Source organism: Cupriavidus sp. YR651 (assembly GCF_900101625.1).
Taxonomy (GTDB): Bacteria; Pseudomonadota; Gammaproteobacteria; order Burkholderiales; family Burkholderiaceae; genus Cupriavidus.
Genome location: NZ_FMYZ01000025.1, coordinates 20,335 through 31,396 on the forward strand (window position 1 = coordinate 20,335; position 11,062 = coordinate 31,396).

The window sequence follows — 11,062 nt, forward strand, 5'->3', positions numbered from 1 at the left end:
ATGGGCAGCCAGCGCTACGGCTGACACCCTCTGTCAGTGGGGCGCCCGCGTCACCCAATCGGGGGCTGCGAGGCGCGCGGAATCGGGGTGCGGAAGCTGACGGAGGCGGTGAGGGGGTCGGCAGGCGAGCCCGCGAAGATAGGGGACGTGGTCCGGGCTCAGGCCGGAGGGCTCAGAACAGGGACCCCGTTCCCGACGGATCGGGCTTGCCGCCGCGCTTGCTGCCGCTCTCCTCTCCGCTTGCCTGCCCGGCGGGCGGCGCCGCGGAACGCGCGGGCGCCACCACGGGCGCAGGCTCGGCGCGCATCCGCCCGGCGGGGAACAGACGCAGGAAGCTGCGCGCCAGTTCCGGATCGCGGCAGCGCAGCCAGTCGTCCCAGTCCGGCTCCGGCACGACGACCACCGAGCGCTTCTCCGTCCCCGGCCGGTGCATGCGATTCAGGATGGGATGCGAATCCGCGTTGACCGTCAGCAGCGTGAACGAGACGGCGTCATCGGGCCACGCTCGCCAGAGACCGGCGATGCCGAAACCCTCGGTCTCCGGCAGCCAGATCTTCCAGCGCACCGGTTTGCCCGGCGATTCCGGCGTGCCGTCCTCCGGATACGCAAACTCGTAGAACGCGCTCGCCGGCACCAGGCAAAGCTGACCCTGGCGCCAGTGCTTCGCGAAGGTCGGTCGCTCCCCAACGGTCTCGCTGCGGGCATTGGTCGTGTCGTAGCGGCGTGCGCCGGGCGGCGTGCGCGTGCGCGGCACCATGCCGAACGTGGCCAGCGTGCTTTCACGGGGACCGTCAACCGCCGCGCGAATAAGCGGCGCCGCGTAATCGGGATAGGTCTCCTCCTTGTAGAGCCCCGGCGGCGGCTCTACGCCGAAGATCTCGCGCAATATCCGCTGCTGTACCGGCGCATAGTTCGTGCACATCGCAGGGCTCCCGGAGGGTCGGCTCGGGCGTCTATCGTCGGCGTGCCGGCCGCACGCGTCAAGGACCATGGTGTTTCCCGCTATTGCCTCCGCCGCCGGCCGCGTCCACACTCGGGCGCATGGCGGGGCGACACCGCCCGCACGATATCCAGGAGACAAGCAATGCGCGACTACGCCGAAACCATGGCGGGCTTTTCCTATGCGGATACGATCGGGAGCCAGCTCGATGGCAATCTCGCATCGATGAACGCATGCATCGAATGCTGTGACCGTCATGCCTTGCCGGGACGCATCGCGCTGTTCTGGGAAGGCCGCGACGGCAGCGCGGAGACCTATACCTTCGCCCAGTTGCAGGCGCTGTCGGCCCGTTTCGCCAACTTCCTGCGTGCACGGGGCGTGCAGCCCGGCGACCGCGTGGCCGGGCTGTTGCCGCGCACGCCGGAATTGCTCGCGACGATCCTCGGCACCTGGCGCGCCGGCGCGGTCTACCAGCCGCTCTTTACCGCGTTCGGCCCCAAGGCCATCGAACACCGCCTGCAATCGTCGGGCGCAAAACTCGTGGTCACCGATGGCGGCAATCGCGCCAAGCTCGATGACGTGGCGGGATGCCCCGAGATCATGACGGTGGGCGGCGCGAAGGGCCGTGGCATCGTGCGCGGGGACTTCAGCTTCTGGGCGGAAATGGACCGCCAGCCCGCCGCGTTCGCACCCGTGATGCGCACGGGCGACGATCCCTTCCTGATGATGTTCACGTCCGGCACCACCGGCCCGGCCAAGCCGCTGCAGGTGCCGCTGAAAGCCATCGCGGCATTCATGGGCTATATGCGCGACGCCATCGACCTGCGACCCGAGGATGCGTTCTGGAACCTGGCCGATCCGGGCTGGGCCTACGGTCTCTACTATGCGGTGACGGGGCCGCTGGCGCTGGGTCATCCCACCACCTTCTACGATGGCCCGTTCAGCGCGGAGAGCACCTGCCGTGTCATCGACAAGTACGGCATCACGAATCTGGCCGGATCGCCCACCGCATACCGGTTGTTGATCGCCGGCGGGGAGGCCGCCTCGGGCCCGTTGCGCGGCAAGCTGCGCGCGGTCAGCAGTGCCGGCGAGCCGCTCAACCCGGAGGTCATCCGCTGGTTCGCCAGCGAACTCGGTACCACGATCCACGATCACTACGGCCAGACGGAGCTCGGCATGGTGCTGTGCAATCACCACGCGCTGCGCCACCCGGTGCACCCCGGCGCCGCGGGATTCTCCAGCCCGGGCCACCGGGTGGTGGTGGTCGATGACGAGATGAACGAGCAGCCGCCGGGCAGTCCGGGCACGCTGGCGGTGGACATGTCGCAATCGCCGATGTGCTGGTTTGGCGGCTATCACGGCACGCCGACGCACAGCTTCGTCAAGCAGTATTACCTCACCGGCGATTCCGCGGAGCTCAACCCGGATGGCAGCATCAGCTTCATCGGGCGTGCCGACGATGTCATCACCACGTCGGGCTACCGCGTGGGGCCGTTCGATGTGGAAAGCGCGCTGATCGAGCACCCGGCGGTGGTGGAGACCGCCGTCATCGGCAAGCCGGACCCCGAGCGTACGGAGATCATCAAGGCGTTCGTGGTGCTGGGCCCGAGATATGCGCCATCGCCGGAACTGGCGGAAGAGCTCCGCTTGCACGTGCGCAACCGGCTGGCCGCGCACGCCTACCCGCGCGAGATCGAGTTCGTGGCCGAACTGCCCAAGACGCCAAGCGGCAAGGTGCAGCGCTTCATCCTGCGTAACCAGGAGAAGGCGAAGCTGGCCTCATAGCGATGATTGAATCACTCGGCGTGGGCGGTTGATGGCCCGCGCCGCTTCGCTCCTGACTGCCCGTATCTCTTCGCGCATCACTTCGCGCATCACTTTCCAAGCATTTCCCGCGTCCTTTTCCACGTCAGTTCATGAGGACAGCGCCCGACACGGGCGTTGTCAGACACGCTTGCATGACCGCGCGCGTATTGCGTCGATGTCGCACGCATGGGGCCGCTTTCTCTCTGGCACGCTACCTATAATGCGTAGACGGACCCCGGCTTTCCGCCGTGCGTGTCCGCGCTACGCGTGCTCGCAGGCAGGGGCGCGCTCCATCCCATCTCCACGTCCAATGGGGAGACAGACATCATGCAGAGTAGCGAAGCTGTGCTGACGCAGGCCCGTGCCGCGTTGGCGCATGTGCCTTATCACGGTCACCACATCCATCCGACCATTAACCTGCGCATCTCTGACGGCGCGCTGATCCTAGAAGGAGAAGTGGCTCATATCGTGGACAAGACCCTGGCGGCCGCGCAACTGCGGCGCGTGGAGGGCGTAACGACCGTGATCGATCACCTGCGCGTGACAGATGGCAGCCCGCCCGTGGGGGACGGCGAGTTGCGCGATGCCGTCTGCGAGCGATTGCTCAACGCGATCGATTTTCGCAACTGCAAGATCTGCGCGAAGGTGAAGGGGCATGTGGAGCCGGTCCGCGAGGCCGTGGGGGAGCGCAGCGGATGGATCGAGGTATTCGCGAGCGATGGTGTCGTGACGTTGAACGGGCAGGTGATCAGCCTCTCGCACATGCGGCTGGCAGGCGTGCTGGCATGGTGGTCACGGGGCTGCCGCTGCGTGGTCAATGATCTGGTCGTGGCGCCTGCGGAGCGCGATAGCGATGAGGAAATCACCGAGGCCCTGCAACTGGTGCTGGAGACCGATCCCTTTGTCGATGCGGCGCGCATCAGAGTGCGGACGGAGAACAAGGTGGTGACGCTGGACGGCTATGCGTCCAGCGAGGGCGCGCGCAAGCAGGTGGAGCGCGACGCCTGGTATGTGCAGGGCGTGGAAAACGTCGTCAATCACGTTGCCTTGAGCAGCTAGCGCGCAACGCGCTGCCTTGCTCGCCCCGGCTGTCCGCGGGATCCTCCCGCCGGGCAGCCGGTTCCTCCATGTGTCAGTGCGGCCGCCTTGCACACAAGGTAAATCGCGCAAATGCCTGGCGCGCGCGGCACCCGGCATCGACAGGTTCATTGCTCCCCAATCGCAGGAACGCCATCGCCGATGACAAGGGCGGTATCGCCGTGATCCTGCACGCGCTGGAAATCCTCAAGGCGAAGGGCTGGAGCGACTATGCGCAACTGACGGTGCTGCTGAATTCGGACGGGGAGGCGGGGTCGGTGGGATCGGGCGAAACCGAACTGGATTCGATCGTGCCGCGCCTTTACCTGATGACGCGCATGCTGCAGGAGATCGGCCGCCAGTGAGCGGATGCGTGGCAGCGTAAAGGACCACCCCCGCGCGGGGGTGGTTGTTTCGGGAGTCGTTGCTTAAGCCGCGGCGAGCTGTTGAGGTACGGCACCAAAATGCGGATGGCGCGAGAACACGTCGGCCGCCCAGTTGACGAACACGCGGACTTTGGCGGACAGGTGCCGGTTCTGCGGATACATCGCGGAGATCGGCAACTCGTCGGTCTGCCAGTCGGCCATGACTTCCACCAATCGCCCGCTGTTGACGTACGGCTCCGCCATCGCGCGTGCAATGCGGGCGATGCCGTGGCCTTCCAGCGTGCAGCCCACGTAGACGTCGGCGTCATTGGTCGAGATGGCCGACGGCAGCAGGATTTCGCTGCGCTCCCCGCCACGTGTCAGCGTCCAGGGCATTTCGCGTCCGGTCCGGTTGGACAGGTAGTTGACGCCCTTGTGCTGGGCCAGCTCAGTGAGGTCACCTGGTGTGCCAAATCGCCGCAGGTAGATGGGCGATGCATAGTAGGCCAGCTTCAGCTGGCCGATACGCCGCGCCACCATGTTTTCATCGAGCGTACCCACGCGCAGCACCACGTCCACGCCTTCCTTGAGCAGGTCGATGGGCTTGCCGTTGATGGTCAGCTCCAGCTTCAGCTCGGGATAGGCATTGAAAAAGTCGTGCAGGTGGGGAACGAGCACCATCTGGGCCAGTCCGGCGGTGGTGTCCACCGCCAGTGTTCCGCGCGGCGAGTTGTTGTGTCGCGTGAGGGACTGCTCGGCTTCGTCCACATCCGCCAGGATGCGCACGCAGCGTTCGTAATAGGCGGCGCCATCCGTGGTCACGCTGATGCGACGCGTGGTCCGGTGCAGCAGCTTGACGCCCAGATGGGTTTCCAGGTTCTGGATGAGCCGGGTGAGCGTTGCCTTGGGGAGGTCCAGAGACTCCGCCGCGCGCGCAAAGCTGCCGACATCCACCACCCGGGTGAATGCCTGCATAGAGACAAGACGATCCATGATGTTGCTTCCGAAAGGGGTGAGACCGGGCTACTACGTTCCGAAGGATGGTGTCTGGCGGGAGCGGCTCTGCTGCATGTCAAGTGCGCGGCCTGGATTGGCTGCCGGCGGTCCGCCAGTGGCGGCCGGAGCGGGGAGGGGTGGAGGGTTGGGGGCTCGGCGCCGCGCTGTTCCCCACATCGCGCGCACACCGAAGGACCGGAGTGAATCACATTTCAGGTGTCCTTGCCAAGACGTGTGGTTTCACTTCGCTGATTATTCCACTCCAGAAACAGTGAGTTGGCAATCTGTTGCTTTATCCCACTGCCGTCAATCACCATAATCCGTTGCATCGCAACACAGTATCGGCGGCCCGTGCAGGCGTCGTACCCACCATGTCCAAGACCGTGTCCCCCCGTACCACCGCCGCAACGTCGGCCACAGGCAAGGGAGAAGGGCGTGTGGACCAGCATATCGTTTCCAGCGGAGACCGCGAGATACAGGTCTGCGTGTGCTACCCGGCCGGTTACGCGCCGGGAGCCGGGGCCGCCTTGCTGCCATGGCTGGTGTACCTGCACACGGGCGGCTTTGTGGACGGTGGCGTGGATGCGGCCAGGCAACTGGTGCGGGACCTGGCGGAGTCGGTCCCGGCCGTGGTGGTGACGCCAGCCTATTCGCTGGCCCCGGACCACCCGTTCCCGGCGGCGCCGGAAGATGCGGTCAATACCGTGGCGTGGGTGATCAAGCATGCACGCCGTCTGAAGCTGGACAAGCTTCGTTTTGCGCTGGTCGGCGAGGAAGCCGGCGGCAACCTGGCGATTGCGCTGTCGCAGATGCTGCGCGACCGCGCCATGCCCCAGCCGGTCGGCCAGTGGCTGATCCGGCCCGTGACGGACCCGTGCCTGCAGCATGCGTCGATGGCCGCCAAGGGGCAGGTGCCGATGGAAATGTTGCGCCGGCTGGCCTGCAACTACCGGGACTATCTCCCGACGCCGGCCGCCAGCGTGCACCCGTATGCCGCGCCGGCACTGGCCTCCCGCCTGGTGGGGCTGCCCCGGACGCTGGTGCAGGTGGCCGAACAGGATGCGTTGCGTGCCGAGGGCGAAGCGTTCGCCGCGCGGCTCGTGAAGGCCGGTATTCCGGCCAGGACTCTGATCATGCCCGGTGGCTGCGGCGACGGGGTGGAACAATCCCATGAGAAGTGTCAGGCATGGGTCAACGAAGGTGCGCGGTTCCTGCGCGAATGTTTCGCACAGGCCGACGACGCCTCATAACCGGCCCGAACGCCGGCCCGGCGCGAGAAGCAATAGTTAAGCGTCCGGAGTTTCCTTGCCAGCGCCCTTTGAGGCTGGCAGCGGTATTGGCATAGCCCTGGTCATCCCGGCCGGGACGAACCCTTATTTCCCCTGATTTCCGGGCCTCGCCGGCCCGGCGGGACGCGTTCGGCCTTTTGCTTTTCCAGTTGAAGAAAACCCGACAGAAATACGGAGTGAAGAAAATGAATCATCAGTCTCGACGCACGCTGATCGCCATTGCCATCGTGGCAGTCCTTGGCGCCGGCGTGGCCACCTCGGTGCTGCGGCCCTGGCATGGCGGGGAAGCCCAGGCCAACACCCCGCCGCCGGCGGCTCCCGTGGAAGTGGCGGCGGCCGTGGGCCAGACCATCACCGAATGGGATGAATTCTCCGGTCGGCTGGAAGCCGTGGATCGCGTGGAAATCCGCCCGCGTGTTTCCGGCACCATCGACACGGTCCACTTCCGCGAGGGCTCCATCGTGAAGAAGGGCGATCCGCTCTTCACCATCGACCCTCGCCCGTATGCGGCGGAAGTTGCCCGCGCCGAAGCCGCGGTGGCAGCTGCGCAGGTCCGCGCCTCGCACGCCCAGTCAGAAAAGGTCCGTGCGCAGCGCCTGCTGGACGACAACGCGATCTCGCGCCGCGAATTCGACGAGCGGATCAACGCCGCGAGCGAAACCACGGCCGACGTGCGCGGCGCGCAGGCCGCGCTGGAGGTGGCCCGGCTGAACCTGGGCTACACGCGCATCGTCGCCCCGGTCGCGGGCAAGGTGTCGCGTGCCGAGATCACGGTGGGCAACCTGGTGGCCGCCGGCGCGGCGTCTCCGGCGCTGACCACGGTGGTGTCGGTGTCCCCGGTCTACGCCAGCTTCGATGTGGATGAGCAGAGCTACCTGCGCTACACGGCGCCGGGCGCCGGCGGCGGCAAGAACGACCTGCCGGTGTTCCTGGGCCTGGCCAACGAGGACGGCAACCCGCACAAGGGCAAGATTCATTCGGTCGACAACCGGCTCGATACGCGCAGCGGCACCATCCGCGTGCGTGCCATCTTCGACAACGAGGATGGACGCCTGCTGCCGGGCCTGTACGCCAAGGTCAAGCTCGGTGGCGGCACGCCGCATCCCGCCGTGCTGATCAACGATCGCGCGATCGGTACCGACCAGGGCAAGAAGTTCGTGCTGGTGGTCGACAAGACCAACAAGCTGGAGTACCGCGAAGTGGACCTCGGCCCGTCGTATGAAGGGCTGCGCGTGATCCGCAAGGGCCTGCAGCCGGGCGAGAACATCGTGGTCAACGGCCTGATGCGTGTGCGCCCCGGTGTCACGGTGGCGCCCAAGCCGGTGTCGATGGCCTATCGCAGCGAACTGGAGCCGCGCGGCAATACGCCTGATCGCAAGCAGGCCGCGGACGGCAAGCCCGCTGAAAAGCCTGCCGGCCAGGTCGTGAGCGACAACGACAAGAAGCCGTCGGCCGGGCAAGTGAGCTGAGCCCCGCTCCGCCCGCACCGCCAGCCTATTTTTTCCCCCGCTGCACCACATGGCGTCCGCTCCGGCGGACGGCCAGGGGGGTGTTTTCGCCGAGACCAAGATGAATCTCTCGAAATTCTTTATCGATCGCCCGATTTTTGCGGGCGTGTTGTCGGTGCTGATCTTCCTGATCGGCGCCATCTCGATGTTCAAGTTACCGATTTCGGAGTACCCGGAAGTGGTGCCGCCTTCGGTGGTGGTGCGCGCGCAGTTCCCGGGCGCCAACCCGAAGGTGATCGCCGAGACGGTGGCCACGCCGCTGGAAGAGCAGATCAACGGCGTCGAGGACATGCTCTACATGAACTCGCAGGCCAACAGCGACGGCACGCTGACGCTGACCGTGACCTTCAAGCTGGGTACCGATCCGGACAAGGCACAGCAGTTGGTGCAGAACCGCGTCTCGCAAGCCGAGCCGCGCCTGCCGGAGGACGTCCGCCGCCTGGGCATCACGACCGTCAAGAGCTCGCCCGACCTGACCATGGTGGTCCACCTGGTTTCGCCGAACGACCGCTATGACATGACGTACCTGCGCAACTATGCGCTGATCAACGTGAAGGACCGCCTGGCGCGGATCCAGGGCGTGGGTCAGGTGCAGATGTTCGGCTCGGGTGACTACTCGATGCGGGTCTGGCTGAATCCGGAGAAGATCGCCGAGCGCCACCTGGCGGCGTCCGACGTGGTCCGCGCGATCCGCGAGCAGAACGTGCAGGTGGCGGCCGGCGTGATCGGCCAGTCGCCGTCGCTGCCGGGGACCGACCTGCAACTGTCGGTCAACGCACAAGGCCGTCTGCAGACCGTGGAAGAGTTTGGCGACATCATCGTCAAGACCTCGTCCGACGGTGCCGTGACGTACCTGAAGGACATCGCCCGCATCGAACTGGGCGCGTCGGAATACGCGCTGCGCTCGCTGCTGGATAACAAGTCCGCCGTGGCGCTGCCGATCTTCCAGTCGCCGGGTTCCAACGCCATCCAGATCTCGGATGACGTGCGCAAGACCATGCAGGAGCTCAAGGAAAACATGCCGGAAGGCGTGGACTACAGCATCGTCTATGACCCCACGCAGTTCGTGCGCCACAGCATCGAGGCCGTGGTTCACACGCTGTTCGAAGCCATCGCGCTGGTGGTGCTGGTGGTGATCCTGTTCCTGCAGACCTGGCGCGCGTCGATCATCCCGCTGCTGGCGGTGCCGGTGTCGATCGTCGGTACGTTCGGCCTGATGCACGTATTCGGCTTCTCCATCAACGCGCTGTCGCTGTTCGGCCTGGTGCTGGCAATCGGCATCGTGGTGGACGATGCGATCGTGGTGGTGGAAAACGTCGAGCGGAACATCGAAGAGGGGCTATCGCCCAAGGAAGCCACGTACAAGGCCATGCGCGAAGTGAGCGGCCCGATCATCGCGATCGCGCTGACCCTGATCGCCGTGTTCGTGCCGCTGGCCTTCATGACCGGCCTGACCGGCCAATTCTACAAGCAGTTCGCGCTGACGATCTCGATCTCGACGATCATCTCGGCCTTCAACTCGCTGACGCTGTCGCCGGCGCTGTCGGCCCTGCTGCTGCGCGGCCATGACGCACCGAAGGACTGGCTGTCGCGCGCGATGGACCGCGTGCTGGGCCGCTTCTTCGCCGGCTTCAACCGCTTCTTCGGCCGCAGCGCCGAGAACTACGGCCGTGGCGTGAAGGGCGTGATCCGCCGCAAGGGCTCGGTGTTCGGCGTCTACGCGCTGATGCTGGTGGCCACGTGGGGCGTCTTCCAGATGGTGCCGAAGGGCTTCGTGCCGGCGCAGGACAAGCAGTACCTGGTGAGCTTTGCCAAGCTGCCTGACGGCGCCACGCTGGACCGCACCGAGGACGTGATCCGCCGCATGTCGGACATCGCGCTGAAGCACCCGGGCGTGGAATCGGCGGTGGCTTTCCCGGGCCTGTCGATCAATGGCTTCACCAACAGCCCGAGCGCCGGCATCGTGTTCGTCACGCTGGACCCATTCGACAAGCGCAAGAGCAAGGAGCTGTCGGGCAATGCGATTGCCGCCGACCTGAACAAGCAGTATGGGTCGATCCAGGATGCGTTCATCGCGGTGTTCCCGCCCCCGCCCGTGCAGGGCCTGGGCACCATCGGAGGCTTCAAGCTGATGATCGAGGATCGTGCCGCACTGGGGTATGACGAGCTGTTCAATGCGACCAAAGCGTTCATGACGAAGGCACGCGCCGCACCTGAACTGGCCCGCATCTTCAGCAACTACCAGGTGAACGTACCGCAGCTGGACGTGCAGCTTGACCGCACCAAGGCCAAGCAACTCGGCGTGCCGGTGACGGATGTCTTCGAGACGCTGCAGACCTATCTTGGCTCCGCGTACGTCAACGACTTCAACAAGTTCGGCCGTACATACCAGGTCAAGGTGCAAGCCGATGCGCAGTTCCGCCAGCACGCCGAGGACATCCTGCAACTGAAGGCGCGCAGCGCGAGTGGCGAGATGGTGCCGCTTTCGTCGCTGGTGAAGGTCAAGCAGAGCTTCGGCCCGGACAGCGTGATCCGCTACAACGGCTTTACCGCCGCCGACATGAACGGTGGCCCCGCGCCAGGCTTCTCGTCCGGCCAGGCCCAGGCCGCAGCCGAGCGCATCGCCGCCGAAACGCTGCCCAAGGGCATCAACTTCGAATGGACCGAGCTGACCTACCAGGACATCCTGGCCGGCAACGCGGGCGTGTGGATCTTCCCGCTGTGCGTGCTGCTGGTGTTCCTGGTGCTGGCTGCCCAGTACGAGAGCCTGACGCTGCCGCTGGCCGTGATCCTGATCGTGCCGATGAGCCTGCTGGCCGCCATGACCGGGGTCTGGCTCACGCGTGGTGACAACAACATCTTCACGCAGATCGGCTTCATCGTGCTGGTGGGCTTGTCCGCGAAGAACGCGATCCTGATCGTGGAATTCGCCCGGGAACTGGAGCATCACGGCCGCACGGTGGTGCAGGCCGCGATCGAAGCCAGCCGCCTGCGTCTGCGCCCGATCCTGATGACGTCGTTCGCGTTCATCATGGGTGTGGTGCCGCTGGTGGTGTCCACCGGTGCCGGCTCGGAGATGCG

General features: G+C 65.8%; 7 protein-coding genes and 1 pseudogene. 6 read left to right on the forward strand and 2 right to left on the reverse strand.

Translation table 11 applies throughout. From position 1 onward, the window contains the following. Nucleotides 1-172: 172 nt before the first annotated feature. Nucleotides 173-922: an SOS response-associated peptidase gene (locus tag BLR29_RS30660; RefSeq protein ID WP_092143565.1), complete on the reverse strand. Its 750-nt coding sequence runs from the start codon at nt 920-922 to the stop codon at nt 173-175. Nucleotides 923-1,084: 162 nt separating this feature from the next. Between BLR29_RS30660 and BLR29_RS30665 the strand changes: the two genes are divergently transcribed. From BLR29_RS30665 to BLR29_RS32235, 3 genes and pseudogenes are all read left to right on the forward strand, one after another. Next, nucleotides 1,085-2,725 (forward strand): AMP-binding protein, encoded by a 1,641-nt coding sequence (locus tag BLR29_RS30665; RefSeq protein WP_092143568.1) that lies wholly within the window; start codon nt 1,085-1,087, stop codon nt 2,723-2,725. Nucleotides 2,726-3,073: 348 nt separating this feature from the next. Next, complete coding sequence (locus tag BLR29_RS30670; protein WP_092143571.1) at nt 3,074-3,805, forward strand: BON domain-containing protein; 732 nt, start codon at nt 3,074-3,076, stop codon at nt 3,803-3,805. Between the two features lie 173 nt (nt 3,806-3,978). Continuing rightward, a pseudogene (locus tag BLR29_RS32235) lies at nt 3,979-4,116 on the forward strand (peptidase M20); the annotation flags it as partial. Between the two features lie 135 nt (nt 4,117-4,251). On the opposite strand, the gene BLR29_RS30680 reads toward BLR29_RS32235, so the two are convergent. After that, a complete protein-coding gene (locus BLR29_RS30680) occupies nt 4,252-5,181 on the reverse strand; it encodes a LysR family transcriptional regulator (protein WP_092143577.1) in 930 nt (309 codons plus the stop codon). Nucleotides 5,182-5,555: 374 nt separating this feature from the next. Here BLR29_RS30680 and BLR29_RS30685 point away from each other — a divergent pair, with 374 nt between their 5' ends. From BLR29_RS30685 to BLR29_RS30695, 3 genes are all read left to right on the forward strand, one after another. Beyond that, nucleotides 5,556-6,434, forward strand: coding sequence for an alpha/beta hydrolase (locus tag BLR29_RS30685; RefSeq protein ID WP_092143581.1), 879 nt, complete (start codon nt 5,556-5,558; stop codon nt 6,432-6,434). Between the two features lie 224 nt (nt 6,435-6,658). Then, nucleotides 6,659-7,942: an efflux RND transporter periplasmic adaptor subunit gene (locus BLR29_RS30690; RefSeq protein ID WP_092143584.1), complete on the forward strand. Its 1,284-nt coding sequence runs from the start codon at nt 6,659-6,661 to the stop codon at nt 7,940-7,942. 100 nt (nt 7,943-8,042) lie between these two features. After that, a partial coding sequence (locus BLR29_RS30695; protein WP_092143587.1) for an efflux RND transporter permease subunit occupies nt 8,043-11,062 on the forward strand: 3,020 nt, incomplete at its 3' end.

Coding starts and splice junctions, on each gene's coding strand:
- BLR29_RS30660 (WP_092143565.1), bottom strand. CDS start 922: ATGTGCACGAACTATGCGCCGGTACAGCAGCGGATATTGCGCGAGATC.
- BLR29_RS30670 (WP_092143571.1), top strand. CDS start 3,074: ATGCAGAGTAGCGAAGCTGTGCTGACGCAGGCCCGTGCCGCGTTGGCG.
- BLR29_RS30685 (WP_092143581.1), top strand. CDS start 5,556: ATGTCCAAGACCGTGTCCCCCCGTACCACCGCCGCAACGTCGGCCACA.
- BLR29_RS30680 (WP_092143577.1), bottom strand. CDS start 5,181: ATGGATCGTCTTGTCTCTATGCAGGCATTCACCCGGGTGGTGGATGTC.
- BLR29_RS30690 (WP_092143584.1), top strand. CDS start 6,659: ATGAATCATCAGTCTCGACGCACGCTGATCGCCATTGCCATCGTGGCA.
- BLR29_RS30665 (WP_092143568.1), top strand. CDS start 1,085: ATGCGCGACTACGCCGAAACCATGGCGGGCTTTTCCTATGCGGATACG.